This is a genomic window from Streptomyces sp. NPDC056486, assembly GCF_042795295.1.
Lineage (GTDB): Bacteria > Actinomycetota > Actinomycetes > Streptomycetales > Streptomycetaceae > Streptomyces.
In genome coordinates this window covers 19,155-42,213 of the sequence record NZ_JBHTSF010000037.1, presented here as the reverse complement: position 1 = coordinate 42,213, position 23,059 = coordinate 19,155, and the positions used below count along the sequence as shown (strand labels likewise).

General features: G+C 71.7%; 28 protein-coding genes. 18 read left to right on the top strand and 10 right to left on the bottom strand.

Features of this window, described 5'->3' with window-relative positions:
- Positions 1-2: 2 nt before the first annotated feature.
- From ACFQ7F_RS17345 to ACFQ7F_RS17315, 7 genes are all read left to right on the top strand, one after another.
- On the top strand, positions 3-167 hold the full coding sequence (locus ACFQ7F_RS17345) for a hypothetical protein (RefSeq protein WP_202121127.1): 165 nt from the start codon (positions 3-5) through the stop codon (positions 165-167).
- A 15-nt stretch (positions 168-182) separates the two neighbouring features.
- Positions 183-827: an imidazole glycerol phosphate synthase subunit HisH gene (gene hisH / locus ACFQ7F_RS17340; RefSeq protein ID WP_383271189.1), complete on the top strand. Its 645-nt coding sequence runs from the start codon at positions 183-185 to the stop codon at positions 825-827.
- Between the two features lie 17 nt (positions 828-844).
- Complete coding sequence (gene priA / locus ACFQ7F_RS17335; RefSeq protein ID WP_383271211.1) at positions 845-1,570, top strand: bifunctional 1-(5-phosphoribosyl)-5-((5-phosphoribosylamino)methylideneamino)imidazole-4-carboxamide isomerase/phosphoribosylanthranilate isomerase PriA; 726 nt, start codon at positions 845-847, stop codon at positions 1,568-1,570.
- Positions 1,567-2,004 carry a RidA family protein gene (locus ACFQ7F_RS17330; protein WP_383271188.1) on the top strand — a complete coding sequence of 146 codons (438 nt, stop codon included), beginning with the start codon at positions 1,567-1,569 and terminating at the stop codon, positions 2,002-2,004. The genes priA and ACFQ7F_RS17330 overlap by 4 nt, the downstream gene beginning before the upstream one ends.
- Positions 2,001-2,756 (top strand): imidazole glycerol phosphate synthase subunit HisF, encoded by a 756-nt coding sequence (hisF, locus tag ACFQ7F_RS17325; RefSeq protein ID WP_383271187.1) that lies wholly within the window; start codon positions 2,001-2,003, stop codon positions 2,754-2,756. Before ACFQ7F_RS17330 ends, hisF begins: the two co-directional genes overlap by 4 nt.
- A gap of 119 nt (positions 2,757-2,875) precedes the next feature.
- Positions 2,876-3,457: an ArsR/SmtB family transcription factor gene (locus ACFQ7F_RS17320; protein ID WP_383271186.1), complete on the top strand. Its 582-nt coding sequence runs from the start codon at positions 2,876-2,878 to the stop codon at positions 3,455-3,457.
- Between the two features lie 14 nt (positions 3,458-3,471).
- On the top strand, positions 3,472-4,725 hold the full coding sequence (locus ACFQ7F_RS17315; RefSeq protein WP_383271185.1) for an MFS transporter: 1,254 nt from the start codon (positions 3,472-3,474) through the stop codon (positions 4,723-4,725).
- Positions 4,726-4,731: 6 nt separating this feature from the next.
- On the opposite strand, the gene ACFQ7F_RS17310 is transcribed toward ACFQ7F_RS17315, so the two are convergent.
- Both ACFQ7F_RS17310 and ACFQ7F_RS17305 read right to left on the bottom strand, forming a co-directional pair.
- Positions 4,732-5,139, bottom strand: coding sequence for a VOC family protein (locus ACFQ7F_RS17310; protein ID WP_383271184.1), 408 nt, complete (start codon positions 5,137-5,139; stop codon positions 4,732-4,734).
- Positions 5,139-5,774, bottom strand: a complete 636-nt coding sequence (locus tag ACFQ7F_RS17305; RefSeq protein ID WP_383271183.1) for a TIGR03085 family metal-binding protein — start codon at positions 5,772-5,774, stop codon at positions 5,139-5,141. The genes ACFQ7F_RS17310 and ACFQ7F_RS17305 overlap by 1 nt, the downstream gene beginning before the upstream one ends.
- Positions 5,775-5,856: 82 nt before the next feature.
- Here ACFQ7F_RS17305 and hisI point away from each other — a divergent pair, with 82 nt between their 5' ends.
- Positions 5,857-6,267, top strand: coding sequence for a phosphoribosyl-AMP cyclohydrolase (hisI, locus tag ACFQ7F_RS17300; protein ID WP_383271182.1), 411 nt, complete (start codon positions 5,857-5,859; stop codon positions 6,265-6,267).
- Here hisI and ACFQ7F_RS17295 read toward each other — a convergent pair.
- Positions 6,248-6,715, bottom strand: coding sequence for a hypothetical protein (locus ACFQ7F_RS17295; RefSeq protein ID WP_383271180.1), 468 nt, complete (start codon positions 6,713-6,715; stop codon positions 6,248-6,250). The two genes, hisI and ACFQ7F_RS17295, sit on opposite strands and share 20 nt — an antisense overlap.
- A 78-nt stretch (positions 6,716-6,793) precedes the next feature.
- On the opposite strand from ACFQ7F_RS17295, the gene ACFQ7F_RS17290 reads away from it, so the two are divergent.
- The 10 genes from ACFQ7F_RS17290 to lgt all read left to right on the top strand — a co-directional run bounded on the left by ACFQ7F_RS17290 (position 6,794) and on the right by lgt (position 15,209).
- The gene (locus tag ACFQ7F_RS17290) at positions 6,794-8,296 is read left to right on the top strand and encodes an anthranilate synthase component I (protein ID WP_383271178.1); all 1,503 of its coding nucleotides are present in this window, start codon (positions 6,794-6,796) and stop codon (positions 8,294-8,296) included.
- Complete coding sequence (locus tag ACFQ7F_RS17285) at positions 8,280-8,975, top strand: TIGR02234 family membrane protein (RefSeq protein WP_383271176.1); 696 nt, start codon at positions 8,280-8,282, stop codon at positions 8,973-8,975. Before ACFQ7F_RS17290 ends, ACFQ7F_RS17285 begins: the two co-directional genes overlap by 17 nt.
- Before the next feature lie 118 nt (positions 8,976-9,093).
- Positions 9,094-9,330 (top strand): HGxxPAAW family protein, encoded by a 237-nt coding sequence (locus tag ACFQ7F_RS17280; protein WP_383271174.1) that lies wholly within the window; start codon positions 9,094-9,096, stop codon positions 9,328-9,330.
- Positions 9,331-9,431: 101 nt separating this feature from the next.
- Positions 9,432-9,875: a DUF2752 domain-containing protein gene (locus tag ACFQ7F_RS17275; protein ID WP_383271172.1), complete on the top strand. Its 444-nt coding sequence runs from the start codon at positions 9,432-9,434 to the stop codon at positions 9,873-9,875.
- Positions 9,876-10,060: 185 nt separating this feature from the next.
- Positions 10,061-10,870, top strand: a complete 810-nt coding sequence (gene trpC, locus ACFQ7F_RS17270; protein WP_383271170.1) for an indole-3-glycerol phosphate synthase TrpC — start codon at positions 10,061-10,063, stop codon at positions 10,868-10,870.
- A gap of 9 nt (positions 10,871-10,879) precedes the next feature.
- Entirely contained in the window at positions 10,880-11,101 is a 222-nt protein-coding gene (trpM, locus tag ACFQ7F_RS17265; protein WP_383271168.1) for a tryptophan biosynthesis modulator TrpM, read from the top strand.
- Between the two features lie 100 nt (positions 11,102-11,201).
- Positions 11,202-12,488, top strand: coding sequence for a tryptophan synthase subunit beta (gene trpB, locus ACFQ7F_RS17260; RefSeq protein ID WP_383271166.1), 1,287 nt, complete (start codon positions 11,202-11,204; stop codon positions 12,486-12,488).
- On the top strand, positions 12,485-13,300 hold the full coding sequence (gene trpA, locus ACFQ7F_RS17255; RefSeq protein WP_383271164.1) for a tryptophan synthase subunit alpha: 816 nt from the start codon (positions 12,485-12,487) through the stop codon (positions 13,298-13,300). Before trpB ends, trpA begins: the two co-directional genes overlap by 4 nt.
- A 63-nt stretch (positions 13,301-13,363) precedes the next feature.
- Positions 13,364-14,140 carry a DsbA family protein gene (locus ACFQ7F_RS17250; RefSeq protein WP_383271162.1) on the top strand — a complete coding sequence of 259 codons (777 nt, stop codon included), beginning with the start codon at positions 13,364-13,366 and terminating at the stop codon, positions 14,138-14,140.
- A 97-nt stretch (positions 14,141-14,237) separates the two neighbouring features.
- Entirely contained in the window at positions 14,238-15,209 is a 972-nt protein-coding gene (gene lgt / locus ACFQ7F_RS17245) for a prolipoprotein diacylglyceryl transferase (protein ID WP_383271160.1), read from the top strand.
- 73 nt (positions 15,210-15,282) lie between these two features.
- Here the strand turns inward: lgt and ACFQ7F_RS17240 are convergent, their stop codons facing one another.
- The 7 genes from ACFQ7F_RS17240 to ACFQ7F_RS17210 are packed head-to-tail and all read right to left on the bottom strand — an operon-like array spanning position 15,283 to position 23,015.
- A complete protein-coding gene (locus tag ACFQ7F_RS17240; protein WP_383271158.1) occupies positions 15,283-16,116 on the bottom strand; it encodes an HpcH/HpaI aldolase/citrate lyase family protein in 834 nt (277 codons plus the stop codon).
- On the bottom strand, positions 16,113-17,300 hold the full coding sequence (locus ACFQ7F_RS17235; protein ID WP_383271156.1) for a CaiB/BaiF CoA transferase family protein: 1,188 nt from the start codon (positions 17,298-17,300) through the stop codon (positions 16,113-16,115). Before ACFQ7F_RS17235 ends, ACFQ7F_RS17240 begins: the two co-directional genes overlap by 4 nt.
- Positions 17,297-18,205: a ribokinase gene (gene rbsK / locus ACFQ7F_RS17230; RefSeq protein WP_383271154.1), complete on the bottom strand. Its 909-nt coding sequence runs from the start codon at positions 18,203-18,205 to the stop codon at positions 17,297-17,299. The genes ACFQ7F_RS17235 and rbsK overlap by 4 nt, the downstream gene beginning before the upstream one ends.
- Entirely contained in the window at positions 18,202-19,587 is a 1,386-nt protein-coding gene (locus ACFQ7F_RS17225; RefSeq protein WP_383271152.1) for an ADP-ribosylglycohydrolase family protein, read from the bottom strand. The genes rbsK and ACFQ7F_RS17225 overlap by 4 nt, the downstream gene beginning before the upstream one ends.
- Positions 19,584-20,747: an ADP-ribosylglycohydrolase family protein gene (locus ACFQ7F_RS17220; protein ID WP_383271150.1), complete on the bottom strand. Its 1,164-nt coding sequence runs from the start codon at positions 20,745-20,747 to the stop codon at positions 19,584-19,586. The genes ACFQ7F_RS17225 and ACFQ7F_RS17220 overlap by 4 nt, the downstream gene beginning before the upstream one ends.
- Positions 20,707-22,035, bottom strand: a complete 1,329-nt coding sequence (locus ACFQ7F_RS17215) for an ADP-ribosylglycohydrolase family protein (RefSeq protein WP_383271148.1) — start codon at positions 22,033-22,035, stop codon at positions 20,707-20,709. The genes ACFQ7F_RS17220 and ACFQ7F_RS17215 overlap by 41 nt, the downstream gene beginning before the upstream one ends.
- Complete coding sequence (locus ACFQ7F_RS17210; protein WP_383271147.1) at positions 22,032-23,015, bottom strand: ADP-ribosylglycohydrolase family protein; 984 nt, start codon at positions 23,013-23,015, stop codon at positions 22,032-22,034. The genes ACFQ7F_RS17215 and ACFQ7F_RS17210 overlap by 4 nt, the downstream gene beginning before the upstream one ends.
- Positions 23,016-23,059: the final 44 nt, after the last annotated feature.

Genomic DNA, 23,059 nt, shown 5'->3' with positions numbered 1-23,059 from the left:
CCATGACCGGTCTCAACACCATCCTCATCGTCGTGGGTCTCTTCCTGATCGGCGGCATCATCTCCTTCGTCAAGCAGGGGATGCCCAAGAGCCTGATCACGCTGCTCTCCATCGGCGCGGCCATGTGCATCGTCGCGGGCGTCATGCGGCTCGACTACTGGAACTGAGGGGACGCAGCCGAGATGAGCACTCCCCAGAAGAAGGTCGTCGTCTTCGACTACGGCTTCGGGAACGTCCGTTCCGCCGAGCGCGCCCTCGCGCGCGCGGGCGCGGAGGTCGAGATCACCCGTGACTACGACAAGGCCATGAACGCCGAAGGCCTCCTCGTCCCCGGCGTCGGCGCCTTCGCCGCCTGCATGCAGGGGCTCAAGGAGGCGCGCGGCGACTGGATCGTGGGCCGCAGGCTCGCGGGCGGCCGTCCCGTGATGGGCATCTGCGTCGGCATGCAGATCCTCTTCGCGCGCGGCATCGAGCACGACGTGGAGGCCGAGGGCCTCGACGAGTGGCCCGGCACCGTCGAGCCGCTGAAGGCCGACATCGTCCCGCACATGGGCTGGAACACGGTCGCGGCGCCCGAAAGCTCCCAGCTGTTCGCGGGCCTCGACGCCGAATCCCGCTACTACTTCGTGCACTCGTACGCCGTGCAGCACTGGGACTTCGAGGCGGGCAACCCCGCTTTCCGCGCGCCCAAGGTCGCCTGGACCACGCACGGCGAGCCCTTCGTGGCCGCCGTCGAGAACGGCGCGCTGTGGGCCACGCAGTTCCACCCCGAGAAGTCCGGCGACGCCGGCGCCCAGCTCCTCACCAACTGGATCGGAACCCTCTAGCGATGTCAGGGATTTCTGTGAGCAAGCTCGAACTCCTCCCCGCCGTCGACGTCCGTGACGGCCAGGCCGTACGTCTCGTCCACGGTGAGTCCGGATCGGAGACCTCCTACGGCTCCCCGCTGGAGGCCGCCCTCTCCTGGCAGCGGTCGGGCGCCGAGTGGCTGCACCTGGTCGACCTGGACGCCGCGTTCGGCACCGGCGACAACCGCGCCCTGATCGCCGAGGTCGCGGACGCCATGGACATCAAGGTCGAGCTGTCCGGCGGCATCCGCGACGACGACACGCTCGCCGCGGCCCTCGCCACCGGCTGCACCCGCGTGAACCTCGGCACCGCAGCGCTGGAGACCCCGGAGTGGGTCGCCAAGATCATCGCCGAGCACGGCGACAAGATCGCGGTCGGCCTCGACGTCCGCGGCACGACCCTGCGCGGCCGCGGCTGGACCCGCGACGGCGGCGACCTCTACGAGACCCTGGCGCGCCTCGACTCCGAGGGCTGCGCCCGCTATGTCGTCACCGACATCGCCAAGGACGGCACGCTGCAGGGCCCGAACCTGGAGCTCCTGCGCAATGTCTGCGCGGCCACGGACCGCCCGGTGGTCGCATCTGGCGGCGTCTCGTCCCTGGACGACCTGCGTGCGATCTCCGAGCTCGTCCCGCAGGGCGTCGAGGGCGCGATCGTCGGCAAGGCGCTGTACGCGAAGGCCTTCACGCTCGAAGAGGCCCTCGCAGCGGTGGCGTCATGAGTGACATCGTCCGCAGGGTCGGCTCGGGCGGACCGTGGGAGGAGGCCATCGGCTACTCCCGCGCCGTCGAGCTGCCCAACGGCCTCGTCCTGGTGTCGGGCTGCACGTCGGTGGTGAACGGCGTCATAGATGCCGGCACCCCCTACGACCAGGCGATCAACGCCTTCAACACCGCCGTCGAGGCGCTGAAGCAGCTGGGCCTCGGCCGCGAGGACGTCGTACGCACCCGCATGTATCTCACCCACGCGCGGGACGTGGAGGACGTCGGCCGGGCCCACAAGGAGCTCTTCGACGACGTCCGCCCCGCCGCGTCGATGCTGATCGTCTCCGGCTTCATCGACCCGAGCCTGGTCGTCGAGGTCGAGGTGGAGGCGTACCGGGGAGCCCGGGGAGCCCAGGAATCCCAGGAAGCCCGGGGAGCTGAGACGTCATGACCCTCGCGGTACGCGTGATCCCCTGCCTGGACGTGGACAACGGCCGGGTCGTCAAGGGCGTCAACTTCCAGAACCTGCGCGACGCGGGCGACCCCGTCGAGATGGCCAAGGTGTACGACGCCGAGGGCGCCGACGAGCTCACCTTCCTGGACATCACCGCGTCATCCGGCAACCGCGAGACGACGTACGACGTGGTCCGCCGCACCGCCGAGCAGGTCTTCATCCCGCTCACGGTGGGCGGCGGCGTCCGCACCGCCGACGACGTCGACAAGCTGCTTCGCGCCGGCGCCGACAAGGTGGGCGTGAACACGGCCGCCATCGCACGGCCTGAGCTGATCCGCGAGATCGCGGAGCGGTTCGGGCGGCAGGTGCTCGTGCTCTCGGTCGACGCGAGGCGCACTCCTTCCGGGGGCTTCGAGGTGACGACCCACGGCGGCCGCAAGTCCGCCGGGATCGACGCCGTCGAATGGGCGCACCGGGCCGCCGAGTTGGGCGCGGGCGAGATCCTGCTCAACTCGATGGACGCGGACGGCACGAAGGACGGCTACGACATCGAGATGATCGCGGCGGTACGCCGTCACGTCACCGTCCCGGTCATCGCGTCCGGCGGCGCGGGCCGCCTCGACCACTTCCCGCCCGCGATCGCGGCGGGCGCGGACGCGGTGCTCGCCGCGTCGGTCTTCCACTTCGGGGATCTGCGGATCGGCGAGGTCAAGGACACGCTGCGGGAGGCGGGGCACCCCGTACGCTGAGCGGTTCTTGCGCCTGAGCCCTGGTCACCGGGTGGCCAGGGCTCCCTGCTCGAGAGATAGGAAGCGAAACTTGCGCAATTTATATTGCGCAAGTTTTCTTTCGTATCTACGGTGACGGTATGGAGAATCCCCGCCGCATCACCGACCTCGGCACGCTCAAGGCATTGGGGCACCCGCTGCGTCTGAAGGTCTACGGCACGCTGCGGGTCTCGGGCCCGTCAACCGCGTCGCAGCTCGCCTCGCAGGTCGACGAGGCGGTCTCGCTCGTCAGTTACCACCTGCGCAAGCTCGCCGAGCACGGCCTCATCGAGGAGGCCGAGGTGCAGAGCGAGGACGCGCGGGAGCGGTGGTGGCAGGCGGCGCAGGAGAACTTGAGTTTCCGGCACGAGGACTTCAAGGACACGCCGGAGGGGGCGGCCACGCATGCGGCCGTCCTCCGCAGCCTGATCGCGCACCGCAGGGAGCAGTACGAGACCTACCTGGACCAGCAGGAGGCCTGGGGCGCCGAGTGGCGCAAGGCGGCGGACCAGTCGGACTTCCTCGCCCGTCTGAACCCCGCCGAACTCACCCGGCTCAACGCCGAGATCCACGCCCTGATCAGGACGTACGAGGAGCAGGGCAAGGCCGCTGAGGCGGCGGGCGACACCGAGGGGCGCGAGACCGTCGCGCTGCATCTGGCCAGTTTTCCGTTCCGGATCTGAGAGGCCTGCCCCACGTGACCACCACCGGCATACGCACGGTTTCTGTCGCCGCCTCCGAGAGGCCTGCGCACCGGGACGGCAATGTCCTGCGCTGGCTGAGCGCCTACACGGCGTCGATGGTCGGCGACAGCGTCTACTTCGTGGCGCTCTCCTGGGCCGCCACCCGCAGCGGCAGCCCCGCGCAGGCCGGTCTCGTCCTGGCCGTCGGCTCGCTGCCACGTGCCGCGCTCATGCTCGGCGGAGGGGTGATCGCCGACCGGTTCGGGCCCCGCCGGGTGGTCATCGGGAGCGACGCGGTGCGCTGCGCGGTGATCCTCGCCGTCGCCGTGCTGCTCCTGGTGACCACTCCCGGGATCTGGCTCCTGGTCCTCGTCGCCCTGGTCTTCGGTGCCGTCGACGCGCTGTTCCTGCCGAGCGTCGGCGCCCTGCCGCCGCGCATCACCACGCCGGGGCAGCTCGGCCGGGTGCAGGGCATGCGGGGGTTCGCGCAGCGGGTCGCCACGGTCGCCGCCGCACCGTTGGGCGGCCTCGCGGTGGCGGTGGGCGGGCCCGCGGCCGGGTTCGCAGTGGCAGGGGTGCTCTTCGCGGGCTCACTGGTGCTGCTGATGGCGGTACACGTACAGGAGCTCGCGCCGGACGAGAAGGCGGGGACGGACGACAGCGCCTGGCGCCAGCTCGTGGACGGCCTGGCGTACATCCGCGGGCACCGGGTGCTCGCCCCGCTGCTCCTGGTGGCCGCGGTGATGGAGCTGGGCTTTGCCGGACCCGCCAATATCGGCGTCGTGCTGCTCGCCGACCAGCGGGGCTGGGGAGCCGCCGGTATGGCGTGGATCGTGGGGGGCTTCGGGGTCGGCGCCGGGGCCGCGGCGCTGCTCCTCGCCGTGCGGGGGCGCATAGGGCGGGCGGGAGCCGTCCAGTCCTGGGGAGTGGTGGCGGGCTCCATCGCGCTGGGCGCGATCGCCTTCGCCCCCTCGGTCGGTGCCGCGGCGGCCGCCGGGCTCTGCGTCGGCCTGTGCACCGGCCTTGGCGGCGCGCTGATCGGCGCCCTGCTGCAGACGGTCACCGAGCCCGCCTACCTGGGCCGCGTCACCTCCGTGGCGACGCTCTTCACAGTGGGCATCGCCCCCATCGCGTACCCCGTCGTCGGCGCGGCGATCGGCGCCTGGGGCGCCGAGCCGGTGTTCGCCGTCAGCGCGGCGGTCAGCGCGGCGGGCGGGGTGCTCGGTCTCTGCTCCAGTGCCCTGCGCCGCGCCGAACTCCCGAGCTGAGGCGGGCTACCCCGCGGACCCGGACCCGGCCTCCATCAGCTGCACCAGATTCCCCACCGTGTCGTCGAGCACCGCGGTGATCACAGGACCCTGCTCCTCGGGCCCCTGGGTGAAACGGACTCCGAGGCCGACGAGCCGCTCGTGCTCGGCGCGTACGTCGTCGACCCCGAAGACGATGCACGGGATCCCCGCCTCGTGAAGCGCCTTGCGGTAGGGCTCCGCGATGGGGCCCTCGCCCGGCTCGAGGAGCAGCTCCACATCGCCCTGACCGCCCGCCGCCCCGACGGTGACGAAGACCTGGCCCGCCACCATGTCGACGTGGTGCCGGGTCTCGAAGCCGAGTACGTCCGTGTAGAAGGCGTGGGCTCTGGCCACGTCGTCGACGTACACGCCGGTCATGGCGATTTTGATCATCAGAAGCCCAGTTGCTTCGTCTCGTGCAGCCGGGCGATCGCGTCCTTGTCGCCGTCCAGTTCGACGTTGGCCGCGTCCTGCCGCCCGTGCGCGAACAGAAGCAGCTCGGAGGGCTCTCCGGTCACCGTCACCACGGGGGTGCCGCGGTGCGCCACCGCCGTCTGACCGTCGGGGCGCCGCAGGACCACGCCCACCGGCGCCTTGCGGCCCACCAGGCGGGCCATCCGCTCCAGGCGGGACCACAGGGCGTCCGAGAAGACCGGGTCGAGCTCACGCGGCGTCCAGTCGGGCTGGGCGCGGCGCACGTCCTCGGTGTGGATGTAGAACTCGACGGCGTTCGACGCCTCGTCGATCTGCTTGAGGGAGAAGGGCGAGAAGCGCGGCGGCCCCGTCCTGATCAGCTGGATCAGTTCCTCGTACGGCTTCGCGGCGAACTCGGCCTGCACACGCTCCAGGCGCGAGGCCAGCTGCTTGATCAGCAGCCCGCCCGCGGCGTCCGCGCGGCGCTCGCGGACCACCACATGGGCCGCGAGATCACGGGTGTTCCAGCCCTCGCAGAGGGTGGGGGCATCAGGGCCCTGCGCCTCCAACAGATCGGCGAGGAGAAGTCGTTCACGCTTGGCATGGGTCGACATACGGTCCAGCCTACGACTCGGCACCCGGCCCGCCCAGTGGACATGGCCCGGCCGAGTTCCCGAGGCGCGGCACAATGGGCTCATGACCGCCACGCCCCCGCCCAGTAGCCTCGACCCCGAGATCGCCGCCCGCATCAAGCGCGGCGCGGACGGACTCGTCCCCGCCATCGCCCAGCAGTACGACACCGGAGAGGTGCTCATGCTGGGCTGGATGGACGACGAGGCGCTGCACCGCACGCTCACCACGGGGCGCTGTACCTACTGGTCGCGCAGCCGCCAGGAGTACTGGGTCAAGGGCGACACGTCCGGGCACTTCCAGTACGTGAAGTCCGTCGCCCTGGACTGCGACGCGGACACCGTCCTGGTCCAGGTCGACCAGATCGGTGCCGCCTGTCACACGGGCACGCGCACGTGCTTCGACGCCGATTCCCTGCCGGTCACGTTCACGGGCACAGGAGTTACCGGCACAGGAGTCACCGGCACCGGAGAGTGATCGTCTCGCCGTCCCGCAGCACGATGCGGGACGGATCACCGGCCCGGGGGCTCCCGCCGACAGCGGCCCCGCACCTCTCCCGTACGCCGCTCACGCCCCACTCGGTCATGAACTGACCCAGGGTGAAGTCCCGCCACCGCTCCGACTCCACATGCAGGGTGCCGGTGGTGTCGTGCGTGTGCAGCGGGCTGTAGCGGGGCTTGGGGCCCGAGCGGTCGATGCCGATGTCCGCGGGGACCGTGACGGGACGGCCGCCGGAGTACACCTTCAAGGTGGTGTGGATGTGCATGTCCATCGCCTCGGAGTCGAGCATCTGAAGACCCGCGGCCCGGACCCTCTCGGGTACGTCCTTGGGGGCGGGCCACACCACCGGGTCGGGGGCGGCGGCCGCGAACGCGGTCGAGGCGAGGAGGAGGACAAGGACAGGCAGCGTACGGCGGTTGGTCATCGTCCAGTTGTAGCGGTCGGCGTTTCGCCTTTCGGTCCGCAACACCGTCCGCCACCCGCACGGCCGTAAGCTCCTCCCATGGATGTCGAGACCTTCCGCAAGCTCGCGAGCGACCGCCGAGTGATCCCCGTCAGCCGCAAGCTCCTCGCGGACGGCGACACTCCCGTCGGGCTCTACCGCAAGCTCGCCGCAGAGCGGCCCGGCACGTTCCTCCTGGAGTCCGCCGAGAACGGCCGATCGTGGTCCCGTTACTCCTTCGTCGGCGTCCGCAGCGCGGCCACCCTCACCACCCGCGACGGCGAGGCCCACTGGCTGGGCACCCCGCCCGTCGGCGTCCCCACCTCAGGCGACCCGCTCGACGCCCTGCGCGCCACCGTCGAGGCCCTGCACACGCCGCGCGACCTGGCGTCCGGGATGCCGCCCTTCACGGGCGGGATGGTCGGCTACCTCGGCTACGACATCGTGCGGCGCCTGGAGAAGATCGGCCCCGGCGAGCGGGACGATCTCCAGCTGCCCGAGCTGACCATGCTGCTCACCAGCGATCTGGCCGTCCTCGACCACTGGGACGGCTCCGTGCTCCTGATCGCCAACGCGATCAACCACAACGACCTGGGGACAGGTGTCGACGAGGCGTACGCCGACGCGGTCGCCCGCCTCGACGCCATGGAGGCCGACCTGTCGCGGTCCGTCTCCCAGCTCCCGGCCGCGCTTCCGCCGTCCGAGCTGCCGGAGTACACGCAGCTGTGGGGCGGCGAGCAGTACCAAGAGGTCGTGGAGGACATCAAGGAGCGCATCCGCGCGGGCGAGGCCTTCCAGGTCGTCCCCTCGCAGCGCTTCGAAACGCCCTGTGAAGCCAGCGCCCTTGACGTCTACCGCGTGCTGCGGGCCACCAATCCGTCGCCGTACATGTACCTCCTGCGCTTCGACGGGTTCGACGTCGTCGGGTCGTCGCCCGAGGCCCTCGTCAAGGTCGAGGACGGGCGCGCCATGGTGCACCCCATCGCGGGCACCAGACCGCGCGGCGCGACCCCGCAGGAGGATCAGTCGCTCGCCGACGAGCTGCTCGCCGACCCCAAGGAGCGGGCGGAGCACCTGATGCTGGTCGACCTCGGCCGCAACGACCTGGGGCGCGTCTGCGAACCCGGCTCGGTCGAAGTCGTCGACTTCATGTCCGTCGAGCGCTACTCCCACGTCATGCACATCGTGTCGACGGTCACCGGCCAGGTCGCCGAGGGACACACCGCCTTCGACGTCCTCACCGCCTGCTTCCCCGCGGGCACCCTCTCCGGCGCCCCCAAGCCCCGCGCGATGCAGATCATCGACGAGCTCGAACCCTCCCGGCGCGGTCTGTACGGAGGCTGTGTCGGATATCTCGACTTCGCGGGCGACTCCGACACCGCCATCGCCATCCGCACCGCGCTGCTGCGGGGCGGCACGGCGTATGTCCAGGCGGGAGCCGGGGTCGTGGCCGACTCCGACCCGGTGGCCGAGGACACCGAGTGCCGCAACAAGGCGGCGGCGGTCCTGCGCGCCGTCCACACGGCGAACCGGCTGCGGCGCCCCGATGGACGTGAGGGATAGTGGAGGGGTGACTTCTGCCGTACCACCGCCCCGCACCCAGGCGGCCGACGCCTCCCAGGCCGACGCCGAGCCCGAGACCAGGGCTCAGCGCAGCGGTCGGCGCAGTATCGCCGTAGCCCTGCTGTTCGGCGCGGTCGGCGCGGCCCTCGCGCTGCTCGCGTCCCGCCAGACCTGGGCCGAAGGCACCGTTTCGGTGGCGGGCGGCGAGCTGCCGCTGAGCGCCACGGGCAGCGATGTCACGGGCGTACCCGCGGCCCTGGCGATAGTGGGGCTCGCCGCGCTCGTCGCCGTCTTCGCCGTCCGCAAGGCCGGGCGGATGCTCGTCTCGCTGCTGCTCGCGCTGAGCGGCGCGGGCACCGTGGCCGCCGCCCTGCTCGCCGCCGACGACAGCAGCGCGCTCGACGAGAAGGCCGCCGAATCCTCCGGCGACGCCGCCGCCACGATCGGTGATCTCAGCCACACGGCCTGGCCGTACGCAGCCGCTGCCGCGGGCGCGCTGATCATGATCGCCGGGCTGCTCGCCCTGACGTACGGCAAGTCCTGGCCCGCGATGTCGGGACGCTACGAACGCGACGGAGCCCCGCGCCCGCGCAAGGCGCCGCCCACGGTGGACCCGGACCGGCCCGAGGACCTGTGGAAGGCCCTCGACCGCGGCGAGGACCCGACGCGGGAGACGTGACCCCGGACTCAGGCCTGCGCGCGCGTGCGGGACAATGGAGCGGTGAGCGTCCGGCTCACCCCCTGCATCACCACCCCATGCATCTCACCACCACGCATACAGCAACGAGGAGCAAGCCATGTCGGGCACCAGCCACGGACACACCCCGGCCGCCTGGACCGGTGTCATCATCGCCGTCATCGGTTTCTGCGTAGCGGGTGCCTTCATGGTGATGGCCAACCCGCTGGGCTTCTGGGCCGGCATGGTCATCATCCTCGGCGGTGGTGTCGTGGGCATGATCATGCGCGCCGCGGGCCTCGGCCAGGCGAAGCGCAAGGCGCAGCCGACGGGACAGCTCGCGCACTCCGAGGGCTGAGTCCTCGACCGACGTACGTGGGAGGCGGTCCCCGGCAGGTGTGCCGGGACCGCCTCCTTCCGCGTTTCCCTGCCGGGCAGAGGCCGCCGCCTGAGGGCACAATGCATCGGGTGAACGCTGAACCCGAGAGCGCGGCACCACCCGTCGGCCCCGCACTGCGGCGCCTCGCCGTGCCCGTCGGCGTGCTCGGCTCGGTGATCGCCGCCTTCGCCTACGTCGCGGCGGTCGACCCGAACGAGCCGGGCCACTACCCCACCTGCCCGCTGCTCCAGCTCACCGGCGTGTTCTGCCCCGGCTGCGGCGGACTGCGCAGCGCCCACGCCTTCATCCACGGCGACTTCACCACGGCACTCGGCGCCAACGCGCTCGCCGTCGTCGGGTACGTCGTCTTCGCGGTCGTCTGGACCCTCTGGGCGGCCCGTGCGGCGCGCGGGCGAGGGCTGCGGATCGATCTTGGTTCCGCGCAGCTGTACGGAATCGGGGTCCTCATCGCCGTCTTCACCCTCGTACGCAATCTGCCGTTCGGGGCATGGCTGCATCCTTGACATAACGAGAAACCGCAGGCCGCAGGGGTGGAGGGTGTCCAGGTCGTGGGACTGGCGTCAACCGGATGCGAGGCCTTCGCCCTCCTGCGGATACCATCGCAGTGACCATCGGAATGCCTGATGAGGCAGCCGAACAGCTTGAGGTTCAAACAGCAGCTTCACCGTCAGGGAAGGGGGCCGCTCGCGTGAGTGTGCTCGACGAGATCATCGACGGAGTCCGTGCCGACCTCGCGGAACGGCAGGCGCGCGTCAGCCTCGACGAGCTCAAGGAGCGCGCGGCGAAGGCTCCTGCGGCCAAGGACGGGGCCGCCGCGCTGCGCGGCGACGGCGTCAAGGTCATCTGCGAGGTCAAGCGATCGAGCCCGTCCAAGGGCGCGCTCGCCGCGATCGCCGACCCGGCAGGACTCGCCGCCGACTACGAGGCGGGCGGCGCCGCCGTCATCTCCGTGCTCACCGAGGAGCGCCGCTTCGGCGGTTCGCTCGCCGACCTGGAGGCCGTCCGGGCCAAGGTCGACATCCCGGTGCTCCGCAAGGACTTCATCGTCACCTCGTACCAGCTGTGGGAGGCACGGGCGTACGGCGCCGACCTCGCCCTCCTCATCGTGGCCGCCCTGGAGCAGCCCGCCCTCGAGTCGCTCATCGAGCGCGCCCATTCGATCGGCCTCACGCCGATCGTCGAGGTGCACGACGAGGACGAGGCCGAGCGGGCCGTGGACGCGGGCGCGCGGGTCATCGGCGTCAACAACCGCGACCTCAAGACCCTGAAGGTCGACCGCTCCACCTTCGAGCGGGTCGCGGCCGAGCTGCCGGACAACGTGGTCAAGATCGCCGAGTCCGGTGTGCGCGGGCCGCACGACCTCATCGCGTTCGCCAATGCGGGCGCCGACGCGGTGCTCGTGGGCGAGTCCCTCGTGACAGGACGCGACCCGAAGGGCGCGGTCTCCGATCTCGTCGCCGCGGGCGCGCACCCGGCCCTTCGCCACGGGCGGAGCTGACCCCTCCCGATGACCGCCTTCGCCCGCCTCGCACCCGGCTGCCGCCCTCGCGGCTGCCGGGCGCCCGCGCGGCGCGTGCATGGGCGCCGGGTGCGGTACGTCATCGGCGATGAGCCGGGTCAGGTGAACGGGATGCGATGGCCGAGCGCCCCGTCCGGGGCGCGGGGAACTGCGCGACCAGCCACGGCGTCGCGTCGGCCGGACGAATCGTCTGCCCTTCACGGCGCGTAGCCGTCCTCACCCCGGTGGGGCTTGCTCGCGCAGTTCCCCGCGCCCCTGGCGGGGTCGATCGCAGCGCAGATCACCCATTCACGCCACGTGAGGTAGAGGCATGCCCAGCGAGTACTTCCATCCCGACCCCGAGGGTCAAATCCCCAGCGCCGAAGGGTACTTCGGCGCGTTCGGCGGCAAGTTCATCCCGGAGGCCCTCGTCGCCGCCGTGGACGAGGTCGCCGTCGAGTACGACAAGGCCAAGAGCGACCCCGAGTTCGCCCGCGAGCTCGACGACCTCATGGTCAACTACACCGGCCGCCCCAGCAGCCTCACCGAAGTGCCCCGGTTCGCCGAGCACGCGGGTGGCGCTCGGGTCTTCCTCAAGCGCGAGGACCTGAACCACACCGGCTCGCACAAGATCAACAATGTGCTCGGCCAGGCCCTGCTCACCAAGCGCATGGGCAAGACCCGCGTCATCGCGGAGACCGGCGCGGGCCAGCACGGCGTCGCCACCGCCACCGCCTGCGCGCTCTTCGGCCTCGAATGCACCATCTACATGGGTGAGATCGACACCGAGCGCCAGGCCCTGAACGTCGCCCGCATGCGCATGCTCGGCGCCGAGGTCATCGCCGTGAAGTCCGGCAGCAGGACCCTGAAGGACGCCATCAACGAGGCGTTCCGCGACTGGGTCGCCAATGTCGACCGCACGCACTACCTCTTCGGGACCGTGGCGGGCCCGCACCCCTTCCCCGCCATGGTGCGCGACTTCCACCGCGTCATCGGGGTGGAGGCACGGCGCCAGATCATCGAGCGCGCGGGCCGTCTCCCCGACGCCGCCGTCGCGTGTGTGGGCGGTGGCTCCAACGCCATCGGCCTCTTCCACGCCTTCATCCCGGACGCCGACGTACGGCTCATCGGATGCGAGCCCGCGGGCCACGGCATCGAGACCGGCGAGCACGCGGCGACGCTGACCGCCGGTGAGCCGGGGATCCTGCACGGCTCACGGTCGTACGTCCTCCAGGACGAGGAAGGGCAGATCACCGAGCCCTACTCGATCTCGGCCGGACTCGACTACCCCGGCATCGGCCCCGAGCACGCCTTCCTCAAGGACAGCGGCCGCGGCGAGTACCGCGCCGTCACCGACGACGCGGCCATGCAGGCCCTGCGCCTCCTGTCCCGCACCGAGGGCATCATCCCGGCCATCGAGAGCGCCCACGCGCTCGCCGGGGCGCTCGACATCGGCAAGGAGCTGGGCAAGGACGGGCTGCTGATCATCAACCTGTCCGGTCGCGGCGACAAGGACATGGACACGGCCGCCCGCTACTTCGGGCTCTACGACACGGACGCCGCCGTCGAGGCGGACGCGGCCGGCACCGGCGCGGAGATCGAGGGGGATGCCAAGTGAGCGGCAACATCCAGCTGTTGGGCGACACCCTCGCCGCGGCCAAGTCAGAGGGCCGGTCCGCCCTCATCGCCTACCTCCCCGCCGGGTTCCCGACGGTGGACGGCGGCATCGCGGCCATCAAGGCCGTCTTCGACGGCGGAGCCGACGTCGTGGAGGTCGGCCTCCCGCACAGCGACCCCGTCCTCGACGGCCCCGTCATCCAGACCGCCGACGACATCGCGCTCAAGGCGGGCCTGAAGATCGCCGACGTGATGCGCACGGTGCGCGAGGCCCACGAGGCGACCGGCAAGCCGGTGCTCGTCATGACGTACTGGAACCCGATCGACCGCTACGGCATCGAGCGCTTCACCGCCGAGCTCGCCGACGCGGGCGGCGCCGGGTGCATCCTGCCCGACCTGCCCGTCCAGGAGTCGGCGACCTGGAGGGAGCACGCCGAGAAGCACGGCCTCGCGACGGTCTTCGTCGTCGCGCCGAGCAGCAAGGACGAGCGGCTCGCCACCATCACGGCGGCCGGCTCGGGCTTCGTCTACGCGGCCTCACTGATGGGCGTCACGGGTACCCGGGCCTCCGTCGGGGAGCAGGCGCAGGAACTGGTGCGGCGCACCAAGGCCACCACCGACCTGCCGGTCTGCGTCGGCCTCGGCGTCTCCAACGCCCGCCAGGCCGCCGAGGTCGCGGGCTTCGCCGACGGCGTGATCGTCGGCTCCGCCTTCGTCCAGCGGATGCTGGACGCGCCGGACGAGGCCGCGGGCCTTGCCGCCGTCCGTGCGCTCGCCGGTGATCTCGCCCAGGGAGTTCGCGGCAACGCGTAACTCGTACGGGTGGACCTGGGACCGGGGAGGCACGCTCGTGCCTCCCCGGTTCGTTGGCGGGGTGTGAGTGAGAAGAACCGTGAGGGAAAGCGCGCGGCCCGCGACCGGCTGGCTGAAGAGCGAGAGCGGCAGAAGTCGCGGGACAAGCAGCGCAGAGTGCTGATCGTGAGCGCCGCCGCAGTGGGCGTGCTCGCGCTCGCCGCCGTGGCCGGTCTGGTCGCTGCCAACTCGGGTGACGACAAGGAGACTTCGAGCCCCTTGTCCGCCCCCAAGGGGGCGAACGGCGAGGATCAGCTCTCGATCCCCGTCGGCAAGGACAGCGCCAAGTCCACCCTCACCATCTGGGAGGACTTCCGCTGCCCCGCCTGCAAGCAGTTCGAGGACACCTATCGCACGACGATCCACGAGCTCGCCGACAAGGGCCAGCTCAAGGTCGAGTATCACCTGGCGACGATCATCGACGGGAACATGGGCGGCAGCGGCTCCCTGCGCGCGGCCAACGCGGCGGCGTGCGCCCAGGACGCCGGGAAGTTCACCGATTACCACGACGTGCTGTTCCAGAACCAGCCCGCCGAGACGGACGACGCGTTCAGCAAGAACAGCAAGCTGATCGAGCTCGCGGGCAAGGTGGACGGCCTCGTCACCGCCCCCTTCAAGAAGTGCGTGGACGACGGCAAGCACGACAGCTGGGCCACCAAGTCGAACAAGGCTTTCCAGGACGCGGGCCTCCAGGGCACGCCGAGCGTGCTGCTCGACGGCAAGAACATCTTCGGTGACCAGAAGAATCCGCTGACCCCGGCGAAGCTGAAGGCGAAGGTGGAGGCGGCGAACAAGGGCTAGCCGCGCCTTCGGGCGGGCCTTGGGCGGGTCCTGTTATGGAGACGTAGCCGGGCTGGTTGCCTAGGGCCCCGCCCGGCACGGTAGCGTCGGACCTGCCATGGACCTTGCCTTCATTCCCAGCCCGTCGCGCGGTGTGGTCGAACTCGGACCCATTCCGTTGCGCGGCTACGCGTTCTGCATCATCATCGGCGTCTTCGTCGCCGTCTGGCTCGGCAACAAGCGGTGGATCGCTCGCGGGGGCCGCCCAGGCACCGTGGCCGACATCTCCGTCTGGGCCGTGCCGTTCGGCCTCGTCGGCGGGCGTCTCTACCACGTGATCACGGACTACCAGCTGTACTTCAGCGAGGGTCGTGACTGGGTGGACGCCTTCAAGATCTGGGAGGGCGGCCTCGGTATCTGGGGCGCGATCGCGTTCGGCGCGGTCGGCGCCTGGATCGGCTGTCGCCGGCGCGGCATTCCGCTGCCCGCCTGGGCCGACGCCCTCGCCCCCGGCATCGCCTTCGCCCAGGCGATCGGCCGCTGGGGCAACTGGTTCAACCAGGAGCTGTACGGCAAGGCCACGGATCTGCCCTGGGCGCTGAAGATCACGTCGGCGGAGGACGGCCGGGTACCCGGCACCTACCACCCGACGTTCCTCTACGAGTCGCTCTGGTGCATCGGCGTCGGCTTCCTGGTCATCTGGGCCGACCGCCGCTTCAAGCTGGGCCACGGACGGGCGTTCGCGCTGTACGTCGCGTCGTACTGCGCGGGCCGCGGCTGGATCGAGTACATGCGGGTCGACGACGCGCACCACGTGCTCGGTCTTCGCCTCAACGTCTGGACCGCCATCGCGGTCTTCGTCCTCGCCGTCGTCTACTTCGTGCTCTCGGCGAAGAAGCGCCCCGGGCGCGAGGAGATCGTCGAGCCCGTGCCCGCCGACGAGGAAGCCTCGGACGGCGAGGACGCGAAGCCGTCCCTGTCCACGTCCGAGTCCAAGTCCAAGTCCACGGACGACGACGCCGATGTGGACGCCGAAGCCGAAGCGTCCAAGGACGCGGAGGATGTGGGCGAGTCCGCCAAGAAGGGCTGACACGCTTTTCGCTCAGTACGTCTGCTTCGTACGTCGATGGGGCCGCCGGATCACTGATCCGGCGGCCCCATCGCTATGGGCGCCGCCGCGCGAGGTCAAGAACCCGCCGCGCGCCCTCCACCACGGCCTTGTCCACGAACGTGCCGTCCGGGAGAGCCAGAGCACCCGCCTCCGTCGTGGCCGCCTTGACGATCTGCTCGGCGTGGTCGATCTCCTCCGGGGTGGGGAGGTAGGCGCGTTCGATGGCGGGGAGCTGGCGCGGGTGGATCGCGGCGCGGCCCAAAAAGCCCAGGGAACGGCCGTGCGCGCAGGACGCCGTCAGGCCCGCGATGTCACGGATGTCGGTGTACACCGACTGCGTGGGCGGTGCCAGGCCCGCGGCCCGTGCGGCCACCACCACGCGCGCACGGGACCAGTCGAGCCCCGCGTCGTCACGTACTCCCAGGTCCGCCCGGAGATCCGCCTCGCCGATGGAGAGCCCGTGCAGGGCCGGGTGCGCGGTGGCGATGGCGAAGGCGTGCTCCAGGCCGACGGCCGATTCGATGAGGGCGTGCAGGGCGGGGGCGCCGCCGTCCGCGGGGGCCGACCGCTCCGCGACGCGGACGACGTCGGCGGGGCAGGTCACCTTGGGCAGGCGAAGCCCGAAGACCCCGGGCAGGTGCGCGATCGCCCGGAGGTCGGCATCGGCCAGGGGCCCGTCCAGGGCGTTCACGCGCACATGGACCGGGACGGCGGGGATCTCGGAGAGGAGCTCGGCCGTCGCCGCTCGCGCGTACTCCTTGCGGTCGGGGCCGACCGCGTCCTCCAGGTCGATGATGACGGCGTCGGCGCCCGCGAGCAGCGCCTTCGCCACGACGGACGGCCGGTCGCCGGGGGCGTAGAGATAGGTGAGAGGCGTCTCCTTCACAGCGCGCCCTCCTCGCGCAGGCCCGCGATCTCCCCGCCCGTCAGGCCCAGTTCGGTCAGGACCGCCTCCGTGTCCGCTCCGTGGGGGCGGCCCGCCCAGCCGATCGAGCCCGGTGTCTCGGAGAGGCGGAAGAGGACGTTCTGCATGCGCAGCGGGCCCAGCTCCGGGTCGTCGACCGTGGTGACGGTGTCCAGAGCCGCGTACTGGGGATCCGTCATGACGTCACGTACGTCCTGGATGGGAGCGACCGCAGCCTCCGCCTTCTCGAAGGCCTCGATCACCTCGTCGCGGGTGTGCAGGGCGATCCAGCCGCCGACCGCTCCGTCGAGCACGTCCGCGTGGGCCGCGCGGTCCGCGCCCGTCGCGAACCACGGCTCGGAGATCAGCTCCGGGCGGCCCACCAGGCGCATCACGCGCTCCGCGATCGACTGGGCGGACGTGGAGACGGCGACCCAACTCCCGTCCGCCGTGCGGTAGGTGTTGCGGGGCGCGTTGTTGGTGGAGCGGTTGCCGGTGCGGGGCTGCACATGGCCGAGCTGGTCGTACCAGAGCGGCTGCGGGCCCAGGACCGTGAGGATCGGCTCGATGATCGCCATGTCCACCACCTGACCCTTGCCCGTCCGGTCGCGGGCCGCGAGCGCCGTCATCACCGCGTACGCCGTCGCGAGCCCCGCGATCGAGTCGGCGAGGCCGAAGGGCGGCAGGGTCGGCGGCCCGTCCGGTTCGCCGGTGATCGCGGCGAAACCGCTCATCGCCTCCGCGAGCGTGCCGAAGCCGGGACGGCGGGAGTACGGGCCGAACTGGCCGAAGCCCGTGACACGGGTCAGGACGAGACGGGGGTTCACCTCGCTCAGCTCCTCCCAGCCCAGGTCCCACTTCTCCAGGGTTCCGGGGCGGAAGTTCTCGACGATCACGTCCGCCGTCGCGGCCAGGCGCAGGAGGGTCTCGCGACCGCCCGGTGCGGAGAGGTCGAGCGTCATCGTGCGCTTGTTGCGGCCGAGCAGCTTCCACCAGAGGCCGACGCCGTCCTTCGAAGGGCCGTGCCCCCGGGACGGGTCGGGCTTGCGCGGGTGCTCGACCTTGATGACCTCCGCGCCGAAGTCGCCGAGCATCGTGGCGGCGAGCGGTCCCGCGAAGAGCGTCGCCAGGTCGAGGACGCGGAGGCCGGTGAGGGGTGCGGTCACGAGGTTGCCCCGTTCGCCTGGGTGTCGATCTCGGCGCGGAACGGCATGGAACCCGACGCCCCTGTTCGCTGTACGGAGAGCGCCGCAGCCGATGCCGCCCAGGCGAGGGCGTCCGGCACGGAACGGCCCTCCGCGAGCGCCACCGCCAGGGTTCCTACGAGTGTGTCGCCCGCGCCGGTCGTGTCCACGGCGGTGACGTGGGGGGCCGCCACAAGGACAGGATCGGCGCCCCGGGCCGCGTACAGGCTGCCGCGCGCGCCGAGCGTGACGACGACTTCGGGGACCTGGGAGAGGAGCGACCGGGCGGCGTCGTGCGCGTCGGTCAGTCCGGTGAGGGTGGCCGCCTCGTGCTCGTTCGGCACCAACAGGTCGATGGAGGCGAGGAGTTCGGGAGGCAGAGGCTGGGCGGGCGCAGGGGTGAGGATGGTGCGCACGCCGTGCCTGCGGGCGGCCTGCGCGGCGGCGAGCACCCCGTCGACGGGGATCTCCAGCTGGAGCAGGAGGGTGTCGGCGGAGGCGATCAGGCCCTCGTCGCCGAGGGCGAGTGCGGTGAGCGTGGCGTTGGCGCCGGGGATGACGACGATCGCGTTGCCGCCCTCGTCGTCGACCACGATGTGCGCGGTGCCGGTGGGCGCGGTGTCGACGGTGCGCAGCAGGTCGGTGTCGACGCCGGAGTGTTCGAGTGCGGCGCGGAGCTGGGTGCCGAAGGCGTCGGTGCCGACCGCGCCGATCATCGACACGGCGTCGGCGCCCGCGCGGGCCGCGGCGACGGCCTGGTTGGCGCCCTTGCCGCCGGGGAGCGTACGGAACTCGCGCCCGGTGACGGTCTCTCCGCGCTGCGGGGCCTTGGCGACGTACGCGACGAGGTCCATGTTCGTGCTGCCGAGCACGGCGATGTGGGTCATGGGTGAGGTCTCTCCTGGGCGAGTTCAGCGGGTTCGGCGAGTTCGGTGGTGAGGTCCGCGAGGGTGTCGAAGCCGGTGCCGTCGAAGCCCGGGACGGAGCTGGCGAGGCGGTTCTTGAGCGGCGACGTCCAGCGTTCGGGCAGCGCGTCCGGGTGGCCCGCGAGCAGCCCCGCGATCGAGCCCGCGGTCGCGCCGTTCGAGTCGGTGTCCCAGCCGCCGGAGACCGCGCGGGTGATGGAGCCGGTGAAGTCGCCGTCGGCGTGGGTGAGGGCGGCGGACAGGAGGGCGGCGTTGGGGATGACGTGGACCCAGTGGTGGTGGCCGTAGACGGCGTGCAGGTCGTCGGCCACTTGGTCGAAGTCCGTTGTCCGGTGGGCCAGTTGGATGCCGTGACGGATCGCGTGGGCCAGGCGTGAGTCCGGCGGTACGACGGTGAGGCCCGTGCGCAGGCAGTGGTGGACGTCTCCGGTGCCTGCCGCCGCCTCGGCGATGGTGGCCGCCGCGAACATCGCGCCGTACACGCCGTTGTCGGTGTGGGTCAGGCACGCGTCGCGCTGCGCGCTGTCGGCTGCCTCCGTGGGGGCGCCGGGGTGGGTCCAGCCGTGGACGTCGGCGCGGATCAGGGCGCCGATCCATTCGCGGAACGGGTTGTGGTGGGTGGCGGTGTGCGGGGGCTCGATGCCGTTGAGGAGGTTGCGGTAGGCGATGCGTTCGGCGGTGAAGGTGCGGGCGGCGGGCAGCTCGTCAAGCCAGAGCTTCGCCACGTCCGTGGTGGTGAAGTCCCTTCCGTGGCGTTGGAGGAGGCGGAGGTTGAGGAGGGGGTAGTTGAGGTCGTCGTCCTCGGGCATGCCGTCGATGTTCTCGGCGAGGGAGGTGGGCGCGGAGCGCTTGTTCCAGGGGTACGCCTCCTTTAGTTCCCGGGGGACGCCCTTTTCCGTGAACCAGGTGGTCAGGGGCCAGTTGCCTGTTGCTTTGGCGAGGCTTCTGATGCCTTCTAGCGGGAGCTTTTCTACCGGTTTGCCCAGTAGGCAGCCTGCGGCTCTGCCTAGCCAGGCGGCGTGTAGGCGGTGGCGTAGGCCGAGTGTGGTTGACGCTGCTGGGTCCGCACCCGGCACTGTTGCGTTGTGCCCACCCGTTCCACCTTGCGGAACGCCTGCCCACAACGCAGGCAGCTGGGACAGTTCGGCCATCAGTTCCTCAGCGAGAGCCCGCAACGCCGGGGGCGGCGGAGTTGGGGACGCGCCCGCCCTGGCAGGGGCCAAGTGGCCGCCCGCTGCCAGCCAGCGGGTCTGGATCGCGCGGGCGTCTTTGCCCTCCTCCTGCGCCTGGCGGAGTTCGTGGCCCACCAGGTCCTCCGGCTGGACCCAGGTGAGGCGGATCATGGGGTGGCCGTCAGGGCCGCGTACGCCGACTCGTGGGCGCGGCGGCGCCGTACGTCGTGGGTGAAGATCTCCTGGGCGACCCCCGCGAGCGTCGTCGCGGGGGCGTGCAGGTCCAGGCGGCTCGCTTCCGCGACCGTCTTCGACCACTCGGGCGGGGCGCCCGAGCCCAGGGCGCCCGCGATCGCGCCGCTCATGGTCGCGATGGAGTCGCAGTCACGGCCGTAGTTGACCGAGCCGAGGACCGTGTGGCGGTAGTCGCCGTCGCCCACCAGGAGCATGCCGAGCGCGACGGGGAGTTCCTCGATGGAGTGCAGGCGGGAGGGGCGGCGGGCGCCGAGCGAGGGGGAGCGGTAGTCGGGGCCGACCGTGTCGAATGGGGTGACCGCGGTGCGCAGCGGGGTCAGCGCCGACTCGAAGTCCTGGTGATGGGCGGCCACTTCGGCCACCGATTCGATCGCGGCCCGCGTCCCGTCCTTCGCGAACGAGAGAGCGGTGTCGATCACCGAGGTCGGCGTCGCGCCCGGTGCGCACGCCGCCGCCACCGCCGCCGCGAAGACCGCGGCCGCCTCACGTCCGTACGACGACTGGTGCGCGCCCGCGATGTCGAGGGCCTCGGCGTACGCACCCTTCGGGTTCGCCGCGTTGACCAGGCCGACCGGTGCCATGTACATCGCCGCACCGCAGTTGACGATGTTCCCGGTGCCTGCCTCGCGCGGGTCGACGTGGCCGTAGTGGAGGCGGGTGACGATCCACTTCTCGGCGAGGAAGAGACGGTGCAGGGGGATGGCCTCCGCCTCCAGTTCCGGGATCCAGCGAGGGGTCGTCATGAGGTCGGGGACCAGGTGGTCGGCGACCGCGTAGGCGTCCAGGTGGTCGCGGACGGACGCGTACACGCGGATGAGCGCGTGCGTCATCAAGGTGTCGTCGGTGACGTGTCCGTCGCCCTTGTGGTACGGCGCGATGGGGCGGGCGGTGCGCCATTGGTCGCCGTTCCAGGGACCGACGATGCCGTGTACGCGACCGCCGTGCCGTTCGACGATCTGCTCGGGGGAGTAGCCCTCGACAGGGCCGCCGATGGCGTCACCGACGGCTGCTCCGACCAGGCAGGCGGTGATGCGTTCAGGGAGATCCGGTCCCGTTGGTTCCATTGATGGCGTCATGCCGGGATTGTCCTCCCGGAGCGGTCAGTTCCGTGGCTGCCAGGTGCCCGGCGAGTTCCACCAGGTCGGTGCCCGCGAGACGGGGGAGCGCACAGCCGGAGAGGATGCGGCAGGCGTCGCGCCAGGCTTCGGGAATGGCGGCGGCCGTACCGAGCGCGCCGGTCAGCGCACCGGCCAGGGCGGGCGCGGAGTCGGCGACGCGGGAGAGACAGGCGGCGGCGGGCACCGCGTCGCGGATGCGGCCGCGGGCCGCGGTGGTCAGGGCGAGGGCGACCGGGACGGTCTCGGCGGCGGCGATGCCGTAGCTGTAGACGTGGTCGACGATCTGGTGCTCCAGGAGGGGTACGAGGCCGAACGCGCCGTCCTCCTCTGCTTGGGTGCGGGCGAGTTTGACGGCGTGCCAGGCGTTGCGGCCGATCTCGGTGTGCTCGGGGAGCTGGGCGAGAGCGGCGTCCACGGTCGTGTCGACGTCGGCGCCGCCGAGCGCCGCCGCGATCGCCGCTGCCATGGCGCGGGCGCCGTGCACGCCGTCGCCGTCCTGGGTGTAGCGGGCGTCGAACTCGGCGAGGGCGGCGGCCTGTTCGGGGTCGCCCGGGTGGACCAGGGCGAGGACGCAGGCGCGTACGCAGCCGGCGTCGTCGAAGAAGTGCGGGTTGTCGTGGCCGGTGGCGGGTGGGCGCAGGCCCGCGGCGAGGTTGCCGAGGCCCGCGCGTACGGAGATGCGGGCGCGCAGGGGGAGTACCGCGGACTCGACCTCGGGGGCGCGGGCCGCTGCCGCGGCGATCTCGCTCGCGAGGGCGTTCCAGGCGAGGTCGATGGCCGCGCGGACCCGGCGGTCCGCGGAGAGCCGGGGGTCGAGGGTCCCGTCCGTGGCGCGGAGCAGTGCCTCAGCGGTGAAGGCAGCCCATTCGGCGTCGTCGGAGGGGCCCAGGCGGAGCGGTTCGGGGGGTTGGTTGAGCGCGATGGGGACGGGGAGGGTGGTGGTGGCGTTCTGCTCGGCGAAGGTGTCCAGCTCGCGGGTCAGCCTGCGGGTCCACTCGGGCATGCGTGCGGCACGATGCCGTGCGGCGGGCCAACCGGCGGCGTCGCCTGCCGCGAGGCCGAGGAGCAGGCCCTCGATGTGCGCTCCCAGCGCCTCGTTTCGGTGGCCGCCACTTCCCCCGGCACCCGGGGGCAAGGGCTGTGCCCACCCGCCCACAGCGGGTTCTTCGGCACTGGCGGACGCGGGGCAAACGGGTGGGTGGGCGGGAGACACCCGCCGCGAAGCGGCGGCCCTGTCGTCGGTCACGAGACCCCCCGGTCAGAAACAAGCAGCTCAGCCACATCCAGTACGTGATGCCCCCGCATAGAAGGGAGACAGCTCCCCCGCGCAGGGCCGATCGCAGCCGCCCACGCCAAGGGAATCGCCGAAGGCCCGCACGACGCCCCGGCCAGCGCCCCCGCCACCGCCGCGGTGGTATCCGCGTCCCGCCCCATGTTGACGGCGGTCAGCACCGCATCCGGGAAATGGCCGGAGGCCGCCGCGTACGCCCCGAACGCGAGCGCCACCGCCTCGGGAGCGAGGTCGGTCCAGGGGTAGCCGCCGATCACCACCGCGGAGCGGACCGCGCGTTCGCCCCGGTGGGCCACCGCCACCGCCCGCCGCAGCGAACGGGACGTCCAGCAGTCCATCGGGATGACGGACAGGGCCGCGGCCACCACGGAGGCCACCGGCGCCCCGACCATCGCCGCCGACACCCCCGCTGCCACCGCCTGACCGCCGTAGATGCCCTCGCCGTCATGGCTGACCGAGCCGTCGATCGCGACGAGCCGGGCCGCTTCGGCGGGCCGGCCCGCGGCGAAGACCCCGAACGGGGCGGCCCGCATCGCGAGGCCGTCGCTCCACGCGTGCCGGTGCTGCGCGGAGATGGGCGCCGCGAGGCCGCGGCGCAGGTTCTCGAGCGTGCCGCGCTCGCTGAAGCCCGCGCCCCGGAAGGGGCCCTCGTCCAGGTCCGCGATCCACTCGTGCCAGGCCGCCTCGACATGCGCGACGGTGAGGGCCGAGCCGTGCCGGGCGAGCAGGAGCCCCGAGAAGATCGCGTACTCGGTGTCGTCCGTGCCCGACGGATGCTCGGCGACGTACCCGGTGATGCGTCCCCAACGGCGGCGGATCTCCGAAGGCTTCATGTTCTCGGCGGGCGCGCCGAGCGCGTCGCCGACCGCGAGGCCGAGAAGCGCGCCCCGCGCCCGCTCTCTCAGGCCGGTCGCTCCTGTCACACCGGTCGTCATGCCGTGCCTCCCTGGTGCCGAGACGTGTGCCTGTATCTCTGCCA